The 24,505-nt window shown below is 61.7% G+C and carries 20 protein-coding genes; 9 read left to right on the top strand and 11 right to left on the bottom strand.

What is annotated here, in order from left to right; genetic code table 11:
• From PVW51_RS21645 to PVW51_RS21620, 6 genes are read left to right on the top strand one after another with little or no spacing between them, the layout of a single operon-like run.
• Positions 1-696 (top strand): TrbG/VirB9 family P-type conjugative transfer protein, encoded by a 696-nt coding sequence (locus PVW51_RS21645; RefSeq protein WP_274577433.1) that lies wholly within the window; start codon positions 1-3, stop codon positions 694-696.
• Positions 693-2,072 carry a TrbI/VirB10 family protein gene (locus tag PVW51_RS21640; protein ID WP_149780671.1) on the top strand — a complete coding sequence of 460 codons (1,380 nt, stop codon included), beginning with the start codon at positions 693-695 and terminating at the stop codon, positions 2,070-2,072. Before PVW51_RS21645 ends, PVW51_RS21640 begins: the two co-directional genes overlap by 4 nt.
• Before the next feature lie 4 nt (positions 2,073-2,076).
• On the top strand, positions 2,077-3,063 hold the full coding sequence (locus tag PVW51_RS21635) for an ATPase, T2SS/T4P/T4SS family (protein WP_274577423.1): 987 nt from the start codon (positions 2,077-2,079) through the stop codon (positions 3,061-3,063).
• On the top strand, positions 3,060-3,254 hold the full coding sequence (locus PVW51_RS21630) for a DUF4177 domain-containing protein (RefSeq protein ID WP_209226995.1): 195 nt from the start codon (positions 3,060-3,062) through the stop codon (positions 3,252-3,254). Before PVW51_RS21635 ends, PVW51_RS21630 begins: the two co-directional genes overlap by 4 nt.
• Positions 3,251-3,664: a hypothetical protein gene (locus tag PVW51_RS21625; protein WP_043755080.1), complete on the top strand. Its 414-nt coding sequence runs from the start codon at positions 3,251-3,253 to the stop codon at positions 3,662-3,664. The genes PVW51_RS21630 and PVW51_RS21625 overlap by 4 nt, the downstream gene beginning before the upstream one ends.
• Before the next feature lie 12 nt (positions 3,665-3,676).
• On the top strand, positions 3,677-4,753 hold the full coding sequence (locus tag PVW51_RS21620) for a type IV secretion system protein (protein WP_102859897.1): 1,077 nt from the start codon (positions 3,677-3,679) through the stop codon (positions 4,751-4,753).
• Positions 4,754-4,791: 38 nt separating this feature from the next.
• Here PVW51_RS21620 and PVW51_RS21615 read toward each other — a convergent pair whose 3' ends face one another.
• Entirely contained in the window at positions 4,792-5,610 is an 819-nt protein-coding gene (locus tag PVW51_RS21615) for a S1 family peptidase (protein WP_274577406.1), read from the bottom strand.
• Between the two features lie 45 nt (positions 5,611-5,655).
• On the opposite strand from PVW51_RS21615, the gene PVW51_RS21610 reads away from it, so the two are divergent.
• Positions 5,656-6,540 (top strand): hypothetical protein, encoded by an 885-nt coding sequence (locus PVW51_RS21610; RefSeq protein WP_274577403.1) that lies wholly within the window; start codon positions 5,656-5,658, stop codon positions 6,538-6,540.
• A gap of 54 nt (positions 6,541-6,594) precedes the next feature.
• Here the strand turns inward: PVW51_RS21610 and PVW51_RS21605 are convergent, their stop codons facing one another.
• The 5 genes from PVW51_RS21605 to PVW51_RS21585 form a co-directional block, all read right to left on the bottom strand.
• Complete coding sequence (locus tag PVW51_RS21605) at positions 6,595-8,589, bottom strand: type IV secretory system conjugative DNA transfer family protein (protein ID WP_274577401.1); 1,995 nt, start codon at positions 8,587-8,589, stop codon at positions 6,595-6,597.
• Between the two features lie 8 nt (positions 8,590-8,597).
• Positions 8,598-10,931, bottom strand: a complete 2,334-nt coding sequence (locus PVW51_RS21600; RefSeq protein WP_274577399.1) for a relaxase/mobilization nuclease domain-containing protein — start codon at positions 10,929-10,931, stop codon at positions 8,598-8,600.
• A complete protein-coding gene (locus PVW51_RS21595) occupies positions 10,918-11,511 on the bottom strand; it encodes a helix-turn-helix domain-containing protein (RefSeq protein ID WP_274577397.1) in 594 nt (197 codons plus the stop codon). Before PVW51_RS21595 ends, PVW51_RS21600 begins: the two co-directional genes overlap by 14 nt.
• Before the next feature lie 514 nt (positions 11,512-12,025).
• A complete protein-coding gene (locus tag PVW51_RS21590) occupies positions 12,026-12,232 on the bottom strand; it encodes a hypothetical protein (protein ID WP_274577395.1) in 207 nt (68 codons plus the stop codon).
• Between the two features lie 539 nt (positions 12,233-12,771).
• Complete coding sequence (locus PVW51_RS21585; RefSeq protein ID WP_093733163.1) at positions 12,772-13,701, bottom strand: DUF2493 domain-containing protein; 930 nt, start codon at positions 13,699-13,701, stop codon at positions 12,772-12,774.
• A 681-nt stretch (positions 13,702-14,382) separates the two neighbouring features.
• Between PVW51_RS21585 and PVW51_RS21580 the strand changes: the two genes are divergently transcribed.
• Both PVW51_RS21580 and PVW51_RS21575 read left to right on the top strand, forming a co-directional pair.
• A complete protein-coding gene (locus PVW51_RS21580; RefSeq protein WP_093733162.1) occupies positions 14,383-15,465 on the top strand; it encodes an AAA family ATPase in 1,083 nt (360 codons plus the stop codon).
• A 31-nt stretch (positions 15,466-15,496) separates the two neighbouring features.
• Entirely contained in the window at positions 15,497-17,836 is a 2,340-nt protein-coding gene (locus PVW51_RS21575; RefSeq protein WP_244148413.1) for a S8 family peptidase, read from the top strand.
• 166 nt (positions 17,837-18,002) lie between these two features.
• On the opposite strand, the gene PVW51_RS21570 is transcribed toward PVW51_RS21575, so the two are convergent.
• From PVW51_RS21570 to PVW51_RS21550, 5 genes are all read right to left on the bottom strand, one after another.
• Positions 18,003-18,731 carry a DUF736 family protein gene (locus PVW51_RS21570; RefSeq protein ID WP_093733160.1) on the bottom strand — a complete coding sequence of 243 codons (729 nt, stop codon included), beginning with the start codon at positions 18,729-18,731 and terminating at the stop codon, positions 18,003-18,005.
• 107 nt (positions 18,732-18,838) lie between these two features.
• Positions 18,839-19,159, bottom strand: a complete 321-nt coding sequence (locus PVW51_RS21565) for a hypothetical protein (RefSeq protein WP_093733159.1) — start codon at positions 19,157-19,159, stop codon at positions 18,839-18,841.
• 99 nt (positions 19,160-19,258) lie between these two features.
• On the bottom strand, positions 19,259-19,720 hold the full coding sequence (locus tag PVW51_RS21560; RefSeq protein ID WP_093733158.1) for a DUF6915 family protein: 462 nt from the start codon (positions 19,718-19,720) through the stop codon (positions 19,259-19,261).
• Position 19,721: 1 nt separating this feature from the next.
• Positions 19,722-20,108, bottom strand: coding sequence for a DUF6878 family protein (locus PVW51_RS21555; protein ID WP_093733157.1), 387 nt, complete (start codon positions 20,106-20,108; stop codon positions 19,722-19,724).
• A 121-nt stretch (positions 20,109-20,229) separates the two neighbouring features.
• On the bottom strand, positions 20,230-24,492 hold the full coding sequence (locus tag PVW51_RS21550; protein WP_093733156.1) for a strawberry notch family protein: 4,263 nt from the start codon (positions 24,490-24,492) through the stop codon (positions 20,230-20,232).
• Positions 24,493-24,505 lie beyond the last annotated feature (13 nt).

Genomic DNA, 24,505 nt, shown 5'->3' with positions numbered 1-24,505 from the left:
TTGTTCCCTGCTCGACTTTTCATATTGCTGATTGCCCTGTTGCCCGGCCTTGTTTTCGCCGAAACCATCCCGCGTGGCGGGCCCAATGACAATCGGGTGCGGCTGGCAACATATCAAGAAGGTCAGGTCTACCGCCTCAGCGTGTCGCTCACCCATGTGACCACCATCGAGTTCGGCGAGGGCGAAAGCATCCGCTCGATCATAGCGGGCGACACGGAGGGCTTCGAGATCGACGGCGTGCCGGGCGGGCAGGCCTTCGCGATCAAGCCCGTTGCACGCGGCGTCCATACCAACGTGACCGTCTATACCAACCGCCGCAGCTACTACTTCAACGTCCAGGAGACCCGCAGCCCGACCTTCTACGTGGTGCAGTTCCGCTATCCCGAAGACAATGTACGGCCCACGCGTGCCATCGCGGCCCACGCGCCAAACTACAACTACGGTGCCAGCGCACGTACCGAGTTCACCCCGACCCGCGTCTGGGATGACGGGACCTTCACGTATTTCGAATTCCCGCGGAACGCGCCCGTCCCCGCAATCTTTCGCTACGCGAATGGCCGCGAGCGGACGGTCAACACGCAAGCCACCGAGGACGGCGTGATCCGGGTCTCCGGGGTGAACAGGCAATGGGTGCTGCGGATCGGGGACGAGGTGGTCTGTATCGAGGCCACACCGCCTGCGGGGATGGGATCATGAGCGATACTGGAAACGCAGACCTCGAGAAACGCCTCGCTGCTCTAGAACAAGGCAAGGGCGCTGGTTCGCCCCCTGCCCCACGGCGCTCACCGCTGCTCGCTTTGGTCGTCGTCCTCGTGATCGGCGCGGGCGGTGCGTTGCTCTATCTCATGTCCCAACCCGAGGAAGAGGAAGCCCTTCCCACGGCCACGCCGGACGTGTTCCAGAACGAAGGCGACGGGTTCGGCGCCATCGAGACCTTGCCCCCGCCCGAGCCCGAGGTGGTTCTGGTCGCGCCGGAACCGGTCGAACCAAATGCCGAGCTTCTGGCGCAACTCGCAGCTCTTCAGGCCCAGATCGAAGAGTTGCGCAATGCGCCCGAGCCGGTCGTCGAGGAAGACACGGTTGCCGCAGAAGCGATCGATGCGCTGACAGCCCAAATCGCCGCCCTGCAAGCCGCATCGGAAGCCGCGCAGCAGCAGTTTCGCGATGAGCTAACGGCGCGCGATCGCGAGATGGAGCAACTCCGCATGGACCTCGAACTTGCGCAGCTCGAGGCCAACCGCCCACTTCCCGCACCCACCGGGCCCACCGAGGACGAGTTGCGCGCGCGGGAAGAAGAACGGCTGCGCCGCGAGGAAGAAGCACGACGGCTCGCGGAACTTGAACGCCGCGCTGCTGAGGAGCGCGCGTTTCAGGAACGCCGCATCACCTCGCCCACCATCGCCTTTGGCGGCACCTCTGGCGCAAATGAGACGGCTCTGACCGAGCGGACCTTTGGCGAAGTGACGGATTTCGTTCTGAACGGCGCGCTGCCCACTTCGGTGACACAGGCAGAAGTCATCGCCAATCCCTCCAACACGATCATCCAGGGCACCATGATCCAGGCCGTCATGGAAACCGCGCTCGACAGCTCCCTGCCCGGCCAGACCCGGGCCGTTGTTTCCGAAGACGTGTTCAGTTTCGATGGCGCGCGCCTCCTGATCCCGCGCGGGTCCCGTCTTATCGGGCGTTATCGCTCCGGCGTCGATATCGCGCAGCGCCGGGTCACCATCGCCTGGGACCGGATCATCCTGCCCGACAATCAAACCATCCAGATCAGCTCCTTCGGGGGAGATGAACTGGGCCGCTCAGGTGTCACCGGCTTTGTCGATACCCGCTTCGATGAGCGCTTCGGCTCGGCGGCGCTGATTTCGCTGATCTCCGCCGCGCCAAGCGCCGCTGCAGCAAATGTTCAGGACGAGACCACGGCGGACGTGCTCGAAGACGTGGGCGACGATCTTGCCGATGCCACGGACTCTGTGATCGGAGACTACCTCTCCATCGGTCCCGTCATTTATGTCGACCAGGGCGCCCGCGTCACGGTGATGGTCGACCGCGATCTGGAGATATTCTGAGCCCATGTCGCTGAGCTATCTCCAGACCTCGCTCGACCGGATCGACGCCGCCGCCCGCGACGATGTCATCGAGATCTGCATCAATCCCGATGGCAGCTGCTGGGGAGAATTCCAGGGCGATCACTTCATGCGGAAGCTGGATCAGGCGTTGACCGCAACAGAAGTGAAGGACCTCGGCAACCAGATCGCCTCTTCCGCCAACACAACAATGAGCAAGGACCGCCCCATCGTCTCGGTCTCGATCACCTACAAGGGGCGACCGATCCGGGCCCAAGTCATCACCCCGCCTGCCGTGCTCTCTGCCATGTCGATCAGCCTGCGGTTCTTCTCGAGCCTGCCGCTCGATGGGATCGCGCTTGATTTCCTCTATGGCAAAGAGCGCAAACTCGAAGAACTCCGTCTCGAGAAAACCCGCGAACTGCGCGAGGTCGTGGCGTCTGGTGTCATCGACGATGCCCTGGCCTTCTGCGTCGACAATAAGCTCAACATGATCGTCTCGGGCGGCACCTCCACCGGCAAGACCGTCGCCGCGCGGAAGATCCTGTCTCACGTGCCATCAGAGGAACGCATTGTCACCATCGAGGAAGCCGCCGAGCTTCTACCGACCCAGCCGAATGCTGTGACCCTGATCGCCAATCGCGATGCGGAGTTTCAGACCGCCGATGTGCTGCTCACTGCCACGCTGCGCATGCGCCCCGACCGGATCATTCTGGGCGAGGTGCGCGGAAAGGAAGCCATGACCTTCCTCGAGGCGATCAACACCGGCCATGGCGGATCCATGACCACGCTGCATGCCGAAACCCCGCAACTTGCCGTACAGCGTCTCGCCATCGCCGCGCTCAAGACCGAGATCCCAATGACCTATGCCGACATGATCCAGTACATCGAGAACTCCATTGACGTGATCATCCAGGCCGGTCGCCACGACGGCAGGCGCGGCATCACCGAATTCTACCTCCCCGGCGCAACAGAGATCGGAGCTTCCCAATGAAGACCTTTGAATATGACATCCTCAGCTTTCCAATGACCCGCAAAACCAGCCTTTCCGACATGCAGGCCAGCCTGAATGCCAAAGGTGCGGAAGGCTGGGAAGTCGTGTCGATCAGCTCCTCGGAATTCGCGAATGTTGGGCACACGGTCTTCCTGAAACGCGAAACGACCACCATCGGAGCCACGGCATGAGGCTGGCACGGCTAAGCGTTGCTTTGACCGGAGTGGCCCTGAGCCTACTGGCTGTCCCCGCCTTCGCCGAGCGCAATCTAGTGCCGACGCTCGATCGCAGCTTCAACGTCTGTCCGGACCGGCCCGCTGAGCCCAGCTGGATGCAAGGAATCCCCCTGCGCCAAGCCTATCAGCGCGTATTGGTCCAGGACATCTATCGCGCCCAAAACCTCGAGCGGATTGTCGAGTCCGGCAGCTGCGATTGCGAGACCCGGTTCCCATCTTGGGACGCAGCTGAGGCGGTGTTTCGTGAGCGCCACGCCAGTGGCGAACGCTGGGAAATGCTGGAAGCTTCCGAAACCTACAATCGACGCGCCAACGACGTTCGCCTCGAGGCCAAAGCCATCTGCGACGCTGCGGGCAATTGGTAAGGCTGATCCCCGATGAGCGTCGTCACATATTTCGTTGAAACCTCCCAAGGCTATCTCGACACCGCGGCAGAAACCCAGTTCGGTTCCGTTGCAGCTACTGTCGGCACGCTTCTGGTGCTGGGAACAACATTGGTGGTGATCCTTGTGTTCCTCAACATGATCTACCAGTACAAGGCGATGGACGGGCGCACGGCATTCTGGCTCGCGGTCAAGATCGGACTGATCGGGATATTCGCGACCAACTGGGTGCAGTTCAACGCGCTCTCATCCGCCATCCTTGCCGGGATCGACAGCATTGCAGGGGCGCTCGTGGCCTCGGTCGGTGGTGGGACTCCCGGCCCTTCTGGAACTTTCGCCGAAGAGTTTGACCGGCTGATCGCGGAACTAGGGGACTATCTCAACGCCGCCGGGTCTGAGCTGAACTGGATGGCCGGCGCCATGCTCGACATTGTCGGGGTCCTCTTGCTCTCGATCCTGGGCGGTTTGGCCGCCTTTATCCTCGTGGCATCCCGCCTGATGATCGCACTTCTGATCGGGATCGCACCGGTGATGATTTTCCTGACCCTCTTCGAGGTCACCAAGGACTATTTCGCGCGCTGGCTGTCGGCGCTGGTCTCCTTCGCGCTCTACCCCATAGTCGTGGCCGGTGTGTTCGCGACAATCACGGGCGTCTCCTCTGCCCTCATCGGCGAACTCGGCGACCCGGAGGGAGCCTCAAACATCGGCGCGCTCATTCCCTTCTTCATGATGGTGCTCATGGCCAAGGGCTTCATCATTGCCACGCCCTTCATCGTCCGCGCGATCTCCGGAAATATTATGATGCCCGCCCTCTCCGGTGGTCTCGGCGGCGGTTACAGCTTTGCCCGCGCCGCCATGGGCAGCCAGCAGGCCTACAATCGCTACCTGATCGGAGGCGCAAGTGGCGCAGAATACGCAGCCCTCAGGGCGCGGCAGTTCTTCGGCGTGCAGCAGATGCCCGTGAGGCAAGGCATGGGGCAGACGGGTTCCGCAGGAGGCACAGGATCCGCAGACTCGGGGTCAAAAATGCTGGCGCAGCTGGCGAGACTGGGTCGACTTGGCCGACGGTGACGGCCCTAAGCTGACATTGGCCGAACTGCCTTCACCAGTCAGTTATCAGCACTTTGCACACGAGACACCGAAACAATTGGATTATTTGGCATTTGCCTCCTGTGTTCCCAGACAGTCTGGCCGTTGACAGGCACGTCCAGCGCTTCTTGGATCGAAGTAATAACGGAATACGGCAATTGGCCATCGGGAGGTGTCAAACCCATACTCACCAAACCGACAACAAACCCGTTGGAATTGAATACCGGTGACCCGCTTGAACGCCCTTCGGCAAAAATATTTGTTGAAAAACAACGCCCGCGTACAAACCCACGACCATGTTCGTGGATTTCCTCTGCATAGCCCAACTCCCAGTGATACCGTCTTTGGAACAGTACTTCATCGGGGCTGAGCGGACGAAGCTCTTGCACAAGTGTGTGAGCAAACACTGGCGCTCCAATTGGTTCCGCACCGCCTTCGGTGACAATCGGTGGGAGTTGCATGACTGGAACAATTGGTGCATCGGATTCCATTGAGACAATTCCAAATGCTACGTCTCGCTCTTCACTGCGATGGATTTCCTCTATCGGAATCTGCCTCAGATTGCCGCCACCAAGGTCGACAAGAGCATCAAATGCATCATCATCCGCGATATCATTGCCTTCGAATAGGTGTCCTGCCGTCACGAAGAGGCCCCATGGTAAGATGAAGAAGCCCGCCCCGATCAGTCTTGGTCGTCCGCCTCGCGGTTGATGAATTATTGGAAATATTGTCCTGTCGAAATCTGCGGCGAACGAAAACGAAAATCGTCCGTTTGCAACAGAGCGACTTCTTGTGAGCTGAAGTTGTGCTTCAATGGGATCAGGCTCATATTCGGGCACTCAGTACTCCATTTTTGATACTCCAGAAATTTTAGGAGAGATTTCGTGGTATACCTTGTCAAATTCGTCAGCGAAGCAAAATACAAACCAAACGCTCTAACCTGTTCGAACTTTAACCTCAAACTTGGTACTTTCCACCACTACCGAAGCATTGAAGATGAAAAATTCCGGGACATTCAAGAAGGGCAAATTGGACGGGAAATAGTTGTTCAGCGCCCCTGCCAGAAGCTCGAAGAACTAGCTTCCAATCCTCGCAGTGGTATCGATTTGAACCCAGAGAATTTAGATGAGGAGGGTAACTTTGTCGCCCGCACCGCCCTGTTAGTCCACGAGCACCTCGCCGAGTTCAATGCTTGGGTTTTCTGTTGCTCATTGGTCGAAAATCTAGACGAAATTCCGGAGATCCAACAGAGATTTGAAGCGAAAGATTACTTCTTCATTACAAATCCTGAACGGTTTTCATCTCAGTTGCTTAGATCACTGGGAGCAGACCTACAGCAAAATTTTTTCCTTCCAGACGGCCGGCCACGGATTGACAAGTTCAAATTCGAGAACGCCCTCTTACTTGACGGCTTTCATAGCAATGTGGCCTACGATTCAGAAACACAATGGATGAGTACTGCTTACGTCGATACTTTGACCGAGTTCTTGTCCGAGCAAGTGCGCGAGCTGGACAGAAGTATTTGGTTTCGAAAGCAGCAAAAGTTTTGTGTGGAAAAAGAGTTTCGGTGGGTTTTCTATCCCAGTCGCGGAAGAGCTACAGGGCACGAGTCATATTACTCGGTAAATGACGACTATCGAATACTTCGAACCGACGTTTGTGGCAGTACAAGCTCAACACCTCAAGAAGCGGTATGGGAGCCCAAAAGGCCCAGGCTTGAGCCATTGATTTCACAAGTTGCCAAACTGAAAGCAGACATTGAACGATAGTGCAGCGAATGTCCGCTTTCCGCCCTCTATGAGCGTCAGACCATGCCCACCGCCCTACCGGTGAATTGGCTTTTTGCCACCCTCCTCCTGCAGCATCGCTTCCATGTCGTTCAAGCCATCGACTGCAGAGCGCATCTGCGCCTCATCATCCACTGTGTCGGAATCCGCAACCTGGCCCTCAAAATCCATCTCCATCTGGCGCTGTTCCTCGGCGACAACAGTTTGAACGACGGGCGCGGTCTTCCGTGGATTGGGTTCAGTTTGCCCGGACGGTTGATCGCCAACACCTTCGCGCAGGCCCTCAACATCGGCCTCGGGTCTGCTTGACCCGTTCGGTGGCGGTGTCATCGGCATCGCGCGCACACTCAGCGGCAGCGTGCCCTGCGGCCCCCCTCCCCCCGGCTTTGGAAACGGCAGCTCCCCCGTCTGTGCCGCGTGGATCGCCTTGAACAGCCGATCGTCAAAATACTGGATCCGTTTTGCGCGGACCGGCATTTGCGCATCGATCACCATGACGATCTCGTCGAGGGGCAGGCGGCGCGCCTCATCTTCGGGCAGCAAGGAACCTTCTTCGGTCCGTGTCGATTGGCTGCGGCCCTCGAAGGGGTTCTTGCCGATGGACTGGGAGCGCGTGATGACGGTCTTCGTGGTCTTGCCGACCGCATTGCTCAGCTCCTCAACGGTTTTTTCATCCGAAGGCGTCAGGTAGAGCTTCACGCCCGCGTTGCCCTGCAGGGCGCGGCGGGTATTCTCACCATAGATTTCATCGAGGGCGGGAATGGTTTGGGTGACCACAGCGAGGTGACCACGATAGGTCCGCAGGGTCTCGATGCTCTCGACCACGATGGGCATCTTGCCCAAGCGATTGAACTCGTCGAGCATGATCATCACTGGCCAGGGTTCATCCGGCCCAGGATCCTTCTCCTGCATGGCCGAGAGCAGGTCGGAGAAAAACAGCCGGATCAGCGGCGCGAGCGGCTTCACCATCAGAGGCTGGACCACGAGATAGACCGAAAAGGGCTTTTTGCGGATCGTCCGGAAATCAAAGTCCGACACCGCCGTCGCCTCATCGATGGCCGGGTTCTGCCATTGATCGAGCCCCGAGGTCATCAAGAGCGAGACGTAGGAGGTCAGCGTATCGTTGTTGGTCGAGGCCAGCCGGGTGAAGATCAGCTTGGCGGCCCTGTTGTCGACCTCATGGCCCCGCGCGAAATACTCCTTCTGTTTGTTCCCGCCCGAGGCGGCGATGCGGTAGATCTCGCCCAAAGTCGGGCGCTTGCGCTGGAAGGCCAACAGGCCTGCCGCCACGAAGAGATCGATCCCGCCCTTGAGCAGCCCCTGCACCCGGTCATTGTCGCTTTGCAGGAAGAGCGTCGCCAGGAGCTGCAGTTCCATCTGCTGGCGCGCGGGATCTTTCAGTTGATGGATGCGCAGGAGCGGGTTGTAGCGATGCGTGCGCTTGCCCTCCCAATCGGTGGGGGCAAAGCGATAGACTTTGTCGCCTTGGGCTGCGCGGTGTCGGGCCGTGGCCTCGAAACACTCGCCTTTCACATCGAGCGTCACGGCGGAGCCTTGCCAGGTCAGAAGGTTCGGAATGACAAAACCCGTGGTCTTGCCACGGCCCGTGGGGGCCACGATCAGCGCATGCGGAAAAACCTTGGAGCAAATGTAATTGGCGCGGGAGCCCGGCGTCCCCAGCTTGCCGAGGATGAACCCGGTCCCGGGTGCCCCGAAGAAGCCATTGGCCTTCATCTCGCGCGCGGTCTGCCAATGGGTCTGGCCAAAGCGTGTCAGGGCGGACCCCGAGAGGGCGAGGCTCAGCATCAGGCCCGCGGCGGCGAAGCTGCCGATGATCAGGTGAATAAGTTGCGCGTCCTCGCGGCGGCGATCGAGGATCGCCAGATAGTTCTGCGCGATATAGGCAAAGTCGATCTCGGCGCCAAACCCGAGATCCTGGTAGGTCAGCACCGCCGAGGCGATCGTATAGCCCATGGCCCCGGTCACCAGCGCCACCATCAAGACCCCTGTTGCGATCCGCGCTTTTCCCATGGCGGCGCTCAATGGACCTGTCCCCGCTCGGTCTCGCCATCCACGTCTGTGGTGCGATGTTTTTCATATTCGGTGTCGGCCAGATCATCGACCACCTGGCGCAAGGCCTCCGTGTTGGCCGTCGCGGCATCAGATTGCAGATAGACCTTGGCGACATAGAGCCGGTCGAGGCGGTCCTCGAGAACCTTCTCCAGCGCATCAGCATCGCCGGATGTGAGCCGATCGAGTTGGCGAACGTCCAGCACCCGCGCGATCTCGCCACGGAAGGCGTCCCGCTCCGCCTCGGTCTCGAAGGGCGCGGACAACTCCCCCGCCCGCTCATGGTCTAGGACACGCGCAATCTCGTCTGCGAGGCGATCGGTATTGTCAGACTGCGGCGCAGTTTCACCGCGGGCTGCGAGGAGTGCGTCGCGTGCACCAACCCCAAGCCCGTCGCGCATCTCGGTTTCGCGGCGGACCTGATTGATGACCTCCGTGTCGCTTATCTCGACGACGGCCGCGTAGGTCGCGCCAAGCCCGCGGGCGAGGTGGGACGGCATGTCCGGATAGCGCTCCCTGAATTCATCCGTGACAGCATCTGCAACGGGCGTGCGGACGTCACGTCCCTCCATGATCCGGTCGACCTCGCGGGTGATCTCGCTGGCGCGGGCCGCATCGGTAATGGTCTCCCTGTAAGGCTCAGACCGGTCAATCACATCGCCAGGGCGTGTGAGCAGATCCGGGTGTGCCTCGAGATATGCACGCTGCTCCGTCTCGATCCGGCGCTCCGCCCGTGAGACAACCTCCCAGTCCCGGTCCTCGATCTGCTGCGCGGTCAGGCCGTCTGCGCGCATCTCCTGACGGATTGTCCCTTCCATCGCCCGCACCGCGCCCTCGTGATAATGGAACCGCTCGCTGACCGGTTCCGCTTCCATGACGCCATCCCGGCGCAGAACGTTCTCCCGCTCCAACAGCGTGCCAAGCGCGACATGCACATCGTTGAGACTGTCTCGCGCCTGTTCCAGATCAGCGCGGCGTTCAAGGTTCAGATCGCGCGCCTCAGCCACGCGTGTTAGATCATTGGCGATCCATTGATGCTCGAGCGCTGCATTTGACGCCCCAGTCTCGATCCGGGCCACCACTTCCGATGTGCTGATGCCCGTGCCCCGTAGTGCGACGTCAATGCGCGATCTCAGGTCCGGCTCGGCCAGACGCTCAAGCTGGCTGGCGTCAATATTGGCCTCGGAATAGATCCCGCCCTCCGAGGGGGCCTCTGACAGCGAGCCCGAGCGCAGCCCCAAGGGCTGCATGTGCTGGACCTGCGTCTGGATCTCGATGAGGCGCTTTTCCAGCACGGGACGTTCCGCGTCAGACTTCTCGGCGATCATGCCCTGCACCCGCGCGAGCTTTTCCGCATAGAGGCTTCTCAAATCCTCAAAGCTTTGATCCTCGGCCATATACACATCTCCTGTTCGGTCCACCTGCCGGCCATGCGCCAGCACCTCGCCCGCGCGAAAGAGGGCTGCGGCAATATCCTCGCGGGCCTCGCGCGAAGCCTCCGCGGCCAGCGAATGGTAGACGGTTCTGGTGTTGGCGATCTCCGCCAGCGTCCGCGTCAGGTCCTGCCCCACGCGTTCGCGCTCGCGGGGCGCGCGACCCTCTTCCTTCGCGGCGTAAACCTCGCTGGTGCGGGCTGGGTAATGCACGACGCCGCGATCCACCCGGCGCGTGGCCTCCAGGCGCACGCCATACTTCTCGGCCTCCTCGACCATGGCGAGGCGGAAGTCGTCATAGTTGAAGCGATGGTTGCGCCCCAAGAAGAAGAACTCGCCCTCCTGCGAGCGGCGGTTCAGCACCAGATGCGCATGGGGATGATCGCGGTCCTCATGCACAGCGATGATGTAGTCGAAATGCCCCTCATCAGTCTGGAAGAACCGCTCGGCCACATCCGTCGCAATGTCGCGCACATCCTCCCCGCGCGTGCCGATGGGGAAGGACATGAGCATATGGGTGGTCTGTCCGAGCTTGGGCTTGAAGCCCGCATCCCACCGCTTGGCAAAGCGCTCGGTCAGGTCCTTGATGTCACCCGCCTCGAGCTTCGTCTTGCCATCCAGGAACCCGCTACTGTCCACGATATGGGTAGACTTGGTGGTGAGGTAATCGAGCTGGTTTGCGAGCTGCGATTTGGTATGGGTGCCTCCGCCCCGGATCGCCTTGAAAACCGCCGGACGGTGCCCTGCTGCCGCGCGCACAAGCTGGGTCTGCTTGGCCACGTGCAGCCCTTGCATCGAGCCCCGGACGCGGCTCCAGCCATCCCGAAAGACCTCGCCCGTGACGGCATGGACAGCATCATTCAGCCGCATGGGCAAACTCCCTTAGCGCGGCCGTGGCCTGCAGCTGCATCGCGTCCCGACGGCGGCGCAGAAGCAGATCGATCTCGTCCGCGGAATCCAGAATGAACCGCGCCAGCCCGCGCATCTGCGCGAGGCGCAATTCGGTGAACTCGGCACTCGTGCCCCCCAAGGCCCCCTGCCCCATCCGGTTGGCCTGCGCCATCTGCTTGGCGATCTGCGCGACCCCATTACCGACCTCGTGCAGAGAGGCGCGGTAACGCGCCATCTCTGCCGCCATCTGCGCGTCCGGAACGAACACCCCGCCTGCCGCCTGAATGAGCCGCCTGAGCCCCTCGGCACGGCTCTCGATCCCGGCCTCGGCCAGCACCTCGTCGAGCGCCGCAAGCTCCGCAGCCGTGACCTTCACACTGACTGCTGAGACCGGAATAGCGGTATCGGTCTGGCGCTCGGCATCAGCTTTGAGCGTGTACTGGATCGCCCGCACCGACACGCCAAACCGTTCCGCCAGCACTGAAGTGGAAACGCCTTCCGCAGCTTCGCGAACGATCTCCATGCGGTCCACATCTGTGAGGCGTTTTGAGCGAGACATGCGAAGAAAGACCCCCTATTTCCTGCCACCTTCCACCAAGGCTGCCCCTACCTTACGATATTATATTAAGCTGTCAAATATATACTTACGTCGCATTCAGTCTCAGGCAGCCTTGGTGTCCGCTTCCCCCGCGGCCCGCAGGGACGCGGCTCTGCCGCCCTCACCACCGGGCGACACCTGTCCTAGGGGTCCCGTCCACCAGCCCCGCCCGAGGGTCTGGCCGAACGCCAAGTGTTCGGACGGAACCGCGGGCGGGCGCAAACCCCACCGACAGGGCAGACAGGCAGGGTCAAGGAGGGCCAGATTTGGGTCCCCAAATCTCTGCCGCAAAAACCGGGAGGCCCTGGCCGATAGGTTTTTGTGGATGGCCCCCTTGAGGCTGACTGGCCGGTCTGTCGCGGCCTGATCATTCCGGGCGGAGTGCGTCCGTTGAACGCGCAGGGACCGGCATCCCTGGAACAGGGACCGGGCCGCCCCAAGATCGTCCTGGGGCGGCCCATCCTCATCAGAGGATTCAGTCCTGGGGATCTTTCGCGCTCGGTGGGAACATCACCAGCTCCGAGACCGCGACCGGGAAGTCGAGCTTGAGGCTGAAGACCTCCGATCCATCCCCGTTGCGGGTGTTGCGGAACATCGCGCCCACGCGCTGAAAACGGGTGCGCTCCTGGCCATCGGTGTCGGTGAACTTGACGGGGACGGTGGCGACGTAGTGGTTGGTCATTTGGGTCTCTCCTTTTTGCGATGGGGATCTGCCAGCACCGGGGCAAGAGGCCCGGTCGCAAGCGCAAATGCGGAGGGTCCGCGGCCCCGCCGTGGAAGCCGTATTTGTGCTTGCCGAAGCGTGAGCTGAGGGCACGATTGGGCCGACCCCGTGCGATCCACATCTATGAGCAAAAAGGAGAGATCCGGATGATCCTTGCCATCACGCAGCCGCCACCATCCGCGTCCGCGTCCCGCCAAGCCTGGCCGGGGAGCTGACGGAGCCCGCCCGCGTGGATGCGATGTTCTGAAACACCACCCGAGGGACGCGCAAGTCTTCGGCCTAAAGTGCGACGTCTCGACCCCTCGCGTCTTGCCCCGCTGACGATGTGCGTGAGGTACGCACCATCCCCAACCCGTACCGATGCGGATGGGCCGCACGCTGACGGACCGGGTAGAGCGATGACAGTGCCGACCGCCGCAGCCTGTCGATCTTGCGTAACCGACCGCACGCGCCATGAGACATGACGAAAGGGCCGCGCCATGCGCGACCCTCTCTCTTCAATCCTGCGACGCCTTCTTCGCCGGGTCCGCAACCCGCATGACCGTCAGGCCTTTCGCTTCCGCCTTCTGCCCGAGGTTCAGCGCGACCCCGTTGCCACCGAAGAGAACAACCCCCGTCGCCGCGAACTTGTCGTCCAGCATTTCGTCGTTGCACTTGAACGGTGCCGCCCGCCCGTGCGCGGACCAGCGCGGATCGAAGCGCGCCTGCGCGACCCCGCGTGCCCGGGCCCACCGAGCCGCAATCATCTCCGCCCCGTGCTTGCCACCCTTGTGGCAGAGGAAGATCTCCTGATTGCGGTTCTGCTTGATCCGTTCGCGAACCTTGTCGAGCGTGTTGAAGATCACATCGACATCGGTCCAGTCGGTCGCGCCCGAGACGATCAAGGGGATCCCCTCGACTTTCGACTTCTCGGCGGTTTCACGGTCGTGCTGCTCCAGGAGCTGCCGCGCCTCGAAGACCGCCCCGGTCTCCTGCGCCCGGACGCTTGCGCGCGACCCGGCTGCCGGGATGAAGGCGTGGCCCGTTTCGACCTCGTAGCATTCCGCCGCCGCCTCGCTCATCACCTCGATGGCGCTGACGATCTCGCGCAGCTGCAGAAAGCGCGCCTGCGCCTCTTCGAGCGCGGTCTCGGCGATCTCCGACCCGTCGTGGGATTTTGCCAGCGCGCCGATCTTGTCAGCAGTGCGGTCGACCTCCTTGCCAAGCGCCACCTTGCGGCGCTGCAGGATCGTGGCGAGCCCATGCGCCAGCGGTTCGATTTCCGCTTCGAGCCCGGTCCCGCGCAGCTGCCCGAGCAGAGCCTCGAAGCTCTCTCGGATGATGCGGTCGGTCAGGACGTGATCCTCCGGGATCGGCAGCTGCGCGTCCTTCTCGGTCAGTCCGAAAAGCTCGATCGTCTCGTATGTGTTAGCGGTGTCGTAAGCCATGTTCTTTCTCCAGATATTGGGTTCGACCACCACGTGAGTGTGGTGGCATGGCCGAATGTCTGGTTTCCGAATCTGCCCGGGTCAGGGACGGCGCAGCCGCCGGCTTGCTGGGCGCAAAAGTTTTCTGCGCGCAGCACCCGACACATGCGCGCGCTCACGCACGGGACCGCCCCGCCCCACACGCCCCGCCCTCGCCGAAAAGTTTTGCGATCCTTGACGCGGGCTGATTTGGGGGCCATCCGGAGGATATGCTTCCGCGCTCATGTGTGTGTGTTTTGACGGTAGGTTTGCCCGACCCGAGCAGGCAAACGGCCCGACCGGACGCGGGAGACGGATGAAGCGGCGGGCTCGTTTTGCCCCGCAAAACAGACCTGAGCGCAATCCGGCGGAGCGGCCAGGGAGAGACGTGCTCGCGAGGCGGGCAAACCGGGGGCCTGGGTGCGACGCCGCGGTGAGGCCGCATGGCCGAATGCGCGACGGACCGAAGGGCCGTTCTCCCCTGCGACACGCGAAGCCGAGCTGGGGAGGCCGCAAGGCTGGGACTCAGGTCGATGGTCGAGTGCACAAAACCGACACACTCCGCATGCAAACCGTGCAAATTGTCTGGTCTGTTAAAGGGTTCGGATGTAGACAAGATCCTATCAACGCTGAAAATGATCATTCAGAAAGAGCAGTCCGACCTTGGCTTCCGCCCAACAACTCATCGGTCTCGTTAAGAGCCACGCAGAAGGGGACGCTGATCGTTTTTACGATCTGGCGATGCAACTCTCGGCGGCCGAAGAACAGAAGGGACACACTCGGCTGGCTGAACAGTTGCGGCAGTGGGCTGAAGCGGGGCAAAAACCGCCAGCAAAGCGAACCCCTGCAGTCACCCCTATCGCAATGCCTCGCGGCGATCTTGCAGAGTTTCTTGCCGCGTCTTATCCGACGGAGCGAATCGTCGATGTAATCTTACCGGATAGGATTGGAAGTGAACTGTCGCATCTCGTTTTCGAGACGCGCATGCGCGAAAAGCTCGAGGCAAAAGGCCTGAAGCCACGGAGGCGTGTTCTCCTCTCAGGTCCTCCCGGTACCGGCAAGACACTGAGTGCGTCGGCACTGGCCGGGGAGCTGCAGTACCCCTTATTTTCGGTCATGCTCCACGGGCTGATCACCAAGTTCATGGGTGAAACAGCGCAGAAGCTGAAGATGATCTTCGATGCCATTAAGACGACGCGCGGTATTTATCTCTTCGACGAAATCGACGCTTTGGCTGCCGCCCGGGGCGGTGAGAACGACGTCGGCGAAGCCCGGCGGGTTCTGAACTCATTCTTGCAGTTCTTAGATGAGGATACCGGGCCTTCGATCGTCATTGCCACCACAAACCTGCCGGGAATTCTTGACCGCGCGGTGCTGCGCCGCTTCGATCTTGTGTTGCCTTATGTCATGCCCGATGGCCCGGCCATTAGGCAAGCGCTCGAACGCCGTCTGATCGGTTTCTCGTTCAATCGAATAGGATGGAAGCGGGTGACGGATGTCGCCACTGGCCTCTCAACAGCCGATATTGTGGCGGCGGCGGAAGATGCCGCGAGACGTGCGGTTTTGAATGATACTGACAAGATTGCGACACAGGATTTACTTGACGCCCTCGAACGCCGACGGTCGCTCCAAGATTTAGGGACCAACGACAATGGCACGAGAGCTTCCACACTTTCACCTTCGCAATCTAGGACAGCCGCGCCCATTCCAGGCAAAGGGCGGGGGCGGGTCCAAAAGACCAAGTGATGTCCCCAATCGCGCTGCGCACGCCCAAGCATTGCTTCAGGCAATCGACGCGCTGCCGGATATTCCAGCAGCCGAACTTCCCGGCGTCTATCTGGAAGTCGCCTCCCGCATCGACGAGCGCCTGAAAAAGGACAGCTTGGACGCCAGCGGCCTGATGCTTCTTCGCATCGAAGATACTCCAGTTCCTGGTGGCGCCCAAGAGCGCGCGACGGTGTTTGCGACTGCCAAGGGTATCGAAAAGCTACGTATGAAGGTCGAGCAGTTTCGGACTGAAGACACGCCTGATCGCGAGAAAGATGGTGAAATTGTCCCGGGCCGTCCGAAGAACGCGGACCTGGTGCAAAGCGTTGCTGCCATCACGGAAGCGGGATTGCGTGCCCTATGGCGCAGCCCTCCAGGCAAGTTTCCCGTGGCGGATGTTGCGACCGTCTGGGAGGCTTGGCTCGAGCCCCAAATGACCGAGGCCTTCGTTGCAGCAGCGCCAAACTATGGTGTGACTGTGGGCGCGGATCGGCTGGAGTTTCCCGAAGATACAGTGGTGGTCGTCCAGGCCGATCGCAATCAGCTTGCCCAAGCCGTCCGGCGACTGGGTGGCGTACGCGCACTTGCCGCTCCGACCATCACAGCGGATTTCTTCGACGGCTTGCCGGTGGCCGAACAGGCGCAGTGGGTCGACGAGCTCGCGGGCCGTACGACCTACACTGACAATCCCGATCCTGGCTACGTTACGCTTTTGGATACCGGTGTCAGTCGCGCGCATCCTCTCATTCAGCCAGCGCTCAGCGTGGATGACCGACATGCCGCCAACCCGGCCTGGGGACTGGAGGATGTGAAGGGCCATGGCACAGAGATGGGAGGACTTGCGCTCTTTGGCGATCTGACGCTGAAACTGCACCAGGCGAACCCAGTTAAGGTCGTGAACCGTTTGGAATCCGTGAAGCTGCTGCCTGATGCAGGGATGAACCCGCATCATCTCCTTGGCGCGGTGACCAAGCAGGCTATCAATACAGTAGAACAGGTTGGCCACCGACGCCGTACATTTGCCATGACGACGACGACAGGTGAGGATACGCCGCACGACGGAGCTCCCACCTCCTGGTCAACGGAAGTCGATCAGCTTGCCGCCGGTGTATCAGGTGACATCAAACAACAGCGCTTGGTACTTGTTTCGGCAGGGAATACCGACAACTTCACCTTTGGTGCCGGAAACTACCTCGACCGATGCGATCACGAGGACAACGAAATCGAATCGCCGGCCCAGGCGTGGAATGTTTTGTCTGTTGGGGCCTTTACAGAGAAGACCGTACTGCCAGACGGAGAGCCGGCCCAGGCGCTTGCACCATTCGGCGATCTATCGCCAGCTTCGAGAACTGCATCGTGGTCGTCCCATTGGCCGAACAAGCCGGACGTCGTCCTTGAGGGTGGAAACTGGGCGCTAAGTGCCATGCCACCGCCAATGCGGCATGGATGGTTATCGCTGCTTTCGACTCACCACAATTACCCAGTCCGATCCTTCACATTCACCTTCGATACCAGCGCGGCGACCGCGCTTGCCGCGAAGGATGTAACGGAACTCTGGTCGGACTATCCGACGCTTTGGCCCGAGACAGTGCGTGGTCTCTACGTGTCGTCAGCGCGGTGGACGCAGCAGATGCGTGCGCATCTGCCGGCCCAGCCAAACAAGGGTCACTTCACGCCCCTTTTTCAGCGCTATGGGTATGGTGTGCCGGACATGGCGCGTGCCCGCCGCAGCGCGTCGAACGCGCTGACCCTCATCGTGGAAGATACGATTACGCCGTACGGGATTTCAGAGAAGACCGGCGGTGATGTCCACAATGAAATGAAGCTGTTCGCCCTTCCCTGGCCCGTTGAGGCTTTGCGCGCGCTCGGCAATGCCGATGTGACCTTGCGGGTGGCACTCAGTAGCTTTATCGCTCCGAACCCGTCCGAAGCCTCGCGCGGCGTTCGGTATCGCTACGCGTCCCACAACTTACGTTTCCAACTCAATCGCGCTGGCGAGAACGAAGCCCAATTTCTGGCCCGGATCAGCAAGGCGGCCGAACAGCCCGATGGTCCTGCAAGCGACGAAGATGATCTTTGGGACTTCGGTAGCAATCGGCGCCATGTCGGGTCGCTCCATATAGATCAGCTGACATGCAGGGCTTCAGATCTGGCGCGGCGCAACTTGCTGGCTGTTCACCCAGTCACCGGTTGGTGGAAGTCGAAAAAGCTTCTCGCTGAGAGTTTGCCTTCCGTACGCTACGCACTGATTGTGGAAATCGACGCAGCAGAGTTGGACACCGAGCTCTACGCCGAGGTTCAAGTTGCTGTTGACGCATTGATTGCCGCTCAAGCAGTTGTACAAGTCTGACTGTATTGGAGACCCCGCGCAGCGCTCCCTATCTCGGCATCGCATCTACATCGGGCCTCCACATGAAATGGCAGTTCGATCGCTCTATTGAAACAAACACAGCAAAAGGGGAACCGTGATCTCACGGCTCCCCTTTCGGTTCAGATCGTCTATTCTTACGCGTTGATCACGCGACCAGCGACAGCCCCGCGCCTGCGTCCTGCGGCTGCTCACCGCTGTCGATGAACGGGATGATCGAGAAAGTCTGGCCACCGCGCTGTTCTTCGTTCTGGACGGCGTTGACACGCAGGTCGCCATCGGGCGTGTTGATCAGCAGCGAAAGGTAGTCATTGCCCGTGCGGCTGCTCTTGGCCATCCACGCCGAGCCAACGCGGATCGGTGTGCCCCGGGGCGAGCTGACCTCGATGCGGTAGTCAGGGTGGGTCTCCTCGGTCTTGTAGCTGTTCTCGATCAGCATGAACTCCAGATCGAACATCATATTGGCGATGTAGCCGGTGAAGGCGTTGTCAGCGTCCATGGCGGTGAGCTCGCCCGAGATCGAGCCGGATTTCATCAGACCGTTCGAGACCAACGGGATGATCTCGAATTCGCCGCTCTGGGCCGCGCGCGCCTCTTTCGTCTGCACCGCGTTGACCCGGAACGGGCCGAGGCCCACATCGATCTGCATGGAGATGTAGGGGTTACCGCTGGTATTGCCGGTCTCGTTCCAGGCTGTGCCGATGCGCACCTTGCGGCCCGACTTGTTGACCGCGGTTACATCAAAATCCGGGCTGCGTTCGGACATCTTGGCCCGTGCCTCGAGCTGGATGGCAATGTCAAAGCGCGTCGAATGGATCATGCCGGTGTATTCGGCGGCTGCGGTCTCGACGTTGCGGGTGAGGGTTCCTGCGAACATGGGATGGTTCCTTTTGGATTGGCCGGTGCCTGACGTCCTTGCCAGCGCATCCGGGATTGCTTTCTCGACCCCTTGAGGGATCACAAATCAGAAAGCTTGCTTTCCCTTTATGCCCCGCCCCCAGCTTCGCGATGCCGTCTGAGTAGGTGTGCCGCCGCGCCCCCGGGTGCTGCGCCCCTCTCCTGCCCGTCTGATCTTGATTGGCGGCCCGGATTTTCCGCAGCGTCCTTCGATTGCGCGATGAAGAACTCCGCCTCTTTGCCATTCAACCGTTGCCCTTCCCAGTCGGTCAGACCGATGCAGCTGCCGTTCGGCAGAAAGCTGATCAGGTACTGACCGAGCCGATCCTTTTGGACAACGTAGCCGGTATTGGCCCAGTGCACGGTCTGGCCGGCATCGACGGCCGCCTTGATGTCATCGAGTGTCATGCGAACCTCCTTACGAAGAATGGTGGGGAAACGACGCAGGAAGCCCGGTCATCGAACCGGGCTTCACTGCAGCATTTGTTTGGCAAACGGCCGAGGCTGTCAGGCACCTTGCGTGGCTTGTGTCGCGCGCGCCGCCATCCAATCCTTCAAGCCAAGAACTGTTCTGCCGGCGGCGACGTCGGAGGCCCAGGCAACCCTTGGGTCGCCGCAGGGCTCGGAGCCGACATGCCGGTCGATGTGGCCATTGGCCATCCATGGCTCGGGCTGGATCCGACGCAGCCAGTCCGCCATGCTCGGGATGCGGCCTTGGCAATCTTCACGGACATGCTGCTCACCGATCCAGCGCACGGGAATGTCCCGACCCGCGCTATTGGTCAGGGTCAGGCCGAAGACACGTTCGGATTCGAACAGGCCTTGGGAATGATGACGCAAGGCGCGGTGCGTGAAGAGCGCGAGGTGCTCTTTCGAGGCGTCGAACCATTCGTGCACGGCCTGATAGTCAGACGGCACCCCGCCGAATTTCCGGGCAGAGCTTTCAGCGTGATGAAGCGGATGTGCCATCTCACAGTCCCTCGTCATGGCTGTGCGAGCATTCAACGTAGCGGTCCGCATGATCGAGCGTGATGCTGTCGTTGCGCAAGTCCCAGGTCAGCGTGCCGTAGCCGCCCTCGTTGTTTTCGAACCCCGGATGATGGTGATAGGCAAGCGACCAGGCGAAATCGCCCACCTCAGTGGCAAGCGCCTCCGGCAGTTGGACCTCCGCAGGCTGCACCGTCACATCCTCGACATTGCCGGAATCGCCATAGCCTTCGTATTCGGCGGTGACCTCGCTGATGCCAAGCGCGCGTAGTTGCGCAAGCAGCTCCGCTCGGGATGCCTTCAGGGTGGTTTCGCGCTCCGCGCGCCACTGAGCCGCCATCGCGGCATAGTCGATCTGGGGATTGGTCATGGGTCTGTCCTCTCGTCTGAAGTTGGGGGGCCGGGCTTGGCATAGGTCAGCGCGCGCCCGGAAAGCGCAGACCGGGCAAACCCCGATCCGCGACGCCCGGCCCAAAGCCCTCTTTGACTTTTCAGGCGGCTTGTTCTGCCGCTTTGGTGGTTCCCTGCCCAACGATCCGGGCCAGAATGCTTCCCGTGTCGATCCTGTCCCCATGCGGCAGGAACACCCGTAGCTGGAAGGCGATGATCTCGGTGAAGCAGCCGAGCGCCTTGAGGCCGTCGATCATGCCCCGATCCGCACCACCCAACTCAAGGCGCATCTCGCCTGCGACCCGGCGACGGGTCAGGGTGAGACCCTGGCCCAGATCGACCGGCGCCGTGGTGCCGAGCGCAGCGGTCAACATCTCCTGCGGTGTTTGCGGGTTTGAGACGAGGAAGCGGGCGCGCAGCGCGGCCGCCCCTTCTTCGCTCAGCGTGCGCCCGATCATCGCTGTCGCCCCGTCCGGCGTGACCCTGTAGATGCGTTCATTGGTGGTCGGGATGTCCTTCCAGATCGGCAACAGCAGTCCTGTCAACAGGTAGAGCTTGGTCGTGGTGGTATTGGGCAGGGATGCGGCCTCGGCATCCCAAAGTCCTGCAAACTCGGGCCTTCCGATGTCTTCCCAGGCCGAGGACTCGAAGCGCGTCTCTTCGAGGTAGCTGGAGCCATTGGGCCGCACCGCCTTGCGCATGAGCGTGACGATATCCTCGTCATACATCTGCATGGGCCGCGCCGAGATGAGCGCCGCGCGGCCAGACGCTCGGTTGACCATCGTGGTCTTGTCGGGATTGCGCGACAGGGCCTCTTCAGCGCCCAGGACATGGACCGGGTCCGTCACCTCGAGCCCGATGATCCGCGTCACGGCGCCGGATTTCGGGCAGGTCCAGAGATCCTCTGTGGAGACCTGTTCGATCTTTTCGCCACGCAGGGTTTCCACGCCGAGATCGAGCGTGCCCGCCGCGCGCGCCCGTTCAGTCTGATCGGCAATCCGGCGCATGAACTCGGCAAAGAGCGCGTTCTGCATGTGGATGGGCAGGGCCAGAACCCGGTTCAGAAACCGCTGGATCGGGGGAAGCTCCTCAAGGAGCACCCCATCCTTGTCGATCAGCCGCAAGGCCGTCCAGTCGGTGAAGCTCTCGTAGCTCATCGCCTCGGCCCGCCCGGTGGCAAGATCGGCGAAATACCCACGCAGCGCCGCCCGCGCGATCGGGCTTTCGAGATTGTCCTCCTCGCGGAACATGCCCTGCGAGCCGGTCTCGCGCTGGCCCTTCGTCAAGGCCCCCAGCTGGTCGAGGCGTTTGGCTATAGTTGAGGTGAAGCGTTTCTCGCCATGCACATCGGAGGTGCAGACCCGGAAGAAGGGCGCGCTGACCTGGGCAGAGCGATGCGTGCGGCCGAGCCCTTGGATGGCCGCATCTGCGCGCCAGCCGGGCTCCAACAGGTAGTGCCGCCGCCGTTTCTGGTTCTTCGCCGTTTGCGCCGCATGATAGGACCGGCCCGTACCGCCCGCATCGGAGAAGATCAGGATATCCTTCTCACCATCCATAAAGGCTTGGGTCTCTGACGAATTACTGCTGGCGGCGCGCTTCTCGATGAAGAGATGGCCGTCCTCGGCCTTGAGGGGCCGGATGGACCGCCCCGTGACTTCTGCCACGGCCTCGTCGCCAAAGGCCCAGAGGATCTGATCGAGCGCCGAGGGGATCGGAGCCAGCGTCATCAACTCTATCATGGCCGCGTCACGCAGAGCGAGCGCCTCGCGCGAGACGACCAGCGCCCCGGTCTCATCCCGCAAAGGTTCCGCCACCATGTTGCCGTCAATCTCCACGAGCTTTTGCGCATGGATCGGGAAGGCCTGTTCGAGGTAGCCCAGAACATAGTCGCGCGGCGTCAAGGCACCCTCGACGAGTTCATCCTCGGGGTCCATTGTCTCAAGCCGGCGTTTCAGCAGGCTCTCGCCTGTCGAGACAACCTGGATGACGCAAGCATTGCCTGCCGCCAGATCGTCCTTGATGGCGCGGATGATGGTCGGGGCTTTCATGCCCATCAGGAGATGGTTGAAGAAGCGCTGCTTCGTGCTCTCGAAGCGGGACTTGGCCGAGGCGCGAGCGGCCGAGGCATTGGTCTCGCCAGAGGCATCGTTGACGCCGGTCGCCGTCAGCGCGGCTTCGAGATTGTGGTGGATCGTCCGAAACGCTCCAGCGTAGGCGTCGTAGACCTCGATCTGGGCCGGGGTGAGCGCGTGTTCGAGCACGTCATACTCCACGCCGTCGAAGCTGAGGGCGCGGGCCGTGTAAAGCCCGAGCGTCTTGAGATCGCGCGCGACCACCTCCATGGCGGCGACACCGCCAGCTTCCATCGCCGACACAAAGCTCTCGCGGCTCGGGAAGGGGTATTCGGGGCCCTGCCCCCAGAGCCCCAGCCGCGCGGCATAGGCCAGGTTGTGCACGCTCGTGGCACCCGTGGCCGAGATGTAGAAGACGCGAGCGCGGGGTGCTGCCAGTTGCAAACGCAGGCCGGCAAGGCCCTGCTGGGAGGGTTTGGCCCCCCTGCCCTGCTCGGACCCCGCCGCATTCTGCATGGCATGGGCCTCATCAAAAGCCAGCACGCCGTCGAAGTCTTCGCCCATCCAGTCGAGGATCTGGCTCAGTCGCGTGGTGCCGCATTTGCCCGCGGACCGCAGCGTGGCGTAGGTGACGAAGAGGATGCCACAGGTCACGGTGATGGGCTGGTCCGGTTTCCATTTGGAGAGCGGCTGGATGTCAGCGGGCGAGCCGCCGAGATCGGTCCAGTCGCGGGTGGCGTCCTCGATGAGCGTGGCGGATTTGGAGACCCAGATCGCCTTCCTGCGCCCGGCAAGCCAGTTCACGAGAATGAGTCCCGCGCATTCGCGCCCCTTGCCGCAACCGGTGCCGTCGCCGAGGAAATACCCGAGGCGATAGGCCCGTGCGTCCGGGTCATCATCGGCGCGCGTCAGCTTGGTCTGGTCGTCATCGATAGTGAACCGACCGGGCAGGTCGCGCCCATGGGCATCATGCGCCATGATGATGGTTTCCAGCTGCGCCTCGGAGAGATGTCCCTCCTCGATCAACCGTGCGGGCAGTCGCAAGTCATCACTGCCCGTGTTTGAGGGCATGGGCGGTGCAACCGAGGCCATGGCGATGCTTTCAACGAGCGGCGTGGGATGTTCCTGCGCGCCTGCGATCTCGATCCGCTGAGGACGGTAGCGCGCATAGATGTCCGAGATGGGCGTGTTGTCACGAGGGGTCTCAAAGCTTGTGAAGCTGAGCGGACGGACGGCATTGGCCCGGGGTTTGTAGGCGGCAACAGGCGCAGCGGCGGTCTTGCGCGGGGCAGAGGATGGACCGATCGGTCGCGCAGGAGTAACCGCTGCCGCCCGTTGGACGGGGCGTATCTCGGTCCGGGTTGCGGCCATGGCATCGACATATACCAAGGCTTCATCCAGATCCCGGACATTGGCGCGGATCATCTCGCCGTCCTCCTGCACCTTGTCGAAGACCATCAGCTGGGTTTCCACAGAGGTGCCGAGCTTGCGATAGACCTGTCCCGGCATCGTGAGTGCCAAGCGCGGCTTCAGGAGACCGCAGGCGCGGGACCAATGCGCGGCATCGCGTTCGGGGCTGAACCCCGGAGGCATGATCGCCACCAGCCGCCCGCCGGGTGCCAGGCGCTTGGCAGCCGCGATAAGATGTTTGGCGGCGATGTGCTTGTCCCGGGAGCGATCGACCGAGGAAGCGAAGGGCGGGTTCATCACCACGACGTCGGGTAGAACCGGCGTCTGCAGCAGATCGTCGATATGCTCGCCGTCATGGCCCGTCACCTCGCCGCCGAAAACCGCGCGCAGGAGGCGCTGGCGAAAGGGGTCGATTTCATTGAGCACAAGCGTGGCACCGGCCCGGGCAGCGAAAGCAGCCAGGGCGCCGATGCCAGCCGACGGCTCCAGCACGGTCTCGCCCTTGCGGATCGCTGCAGCCCGCACCGTCAGGGCCGCGCATGCCAGCGGCGTGGAAAACTGCTGCAGCCGGATCTGCTGCTCTGACCGGCGGGTTTCCGTCAGCAGCCGCGAGGCAAGCAGCCTTGCAGCGGCGATGTCACCTGCCACGCCGTTCCCACGCAGCAGCACTTGGACAGCCGCGGCCTGCATCAGGTCATATGCCATGCGCCAGTCCCAGGCACCGCCGGCATCGCTGCCATGAAACGTCTCGCGCATGATGCGCGCCAGCGCTGAGCTGCGCAGGGGTTGGTGGACGATCTCCGCGCAGATCTGCGCCAGCGCAGAGGCGAGGTCAGTATCGGAGATTGGGAAAGCCGGGTTTGCCGGATTGGGCTTGAACATGGGAATATTCCTT

It is taken from the genome of Sulfitobacter sp. PR48 (assembly GCF_028807335.1).
GTDB lineage: Bacteria > Pseudomonadota > Alphaproteobacteria > Rhodobacterales > Rhodobacteraceae > Sulfitobacter.
The sequence above is the reverse complement of the archived record's forward strand: the minus strand, read 5'-3'. Positions and strand labels throughout refer to the sequence as shown.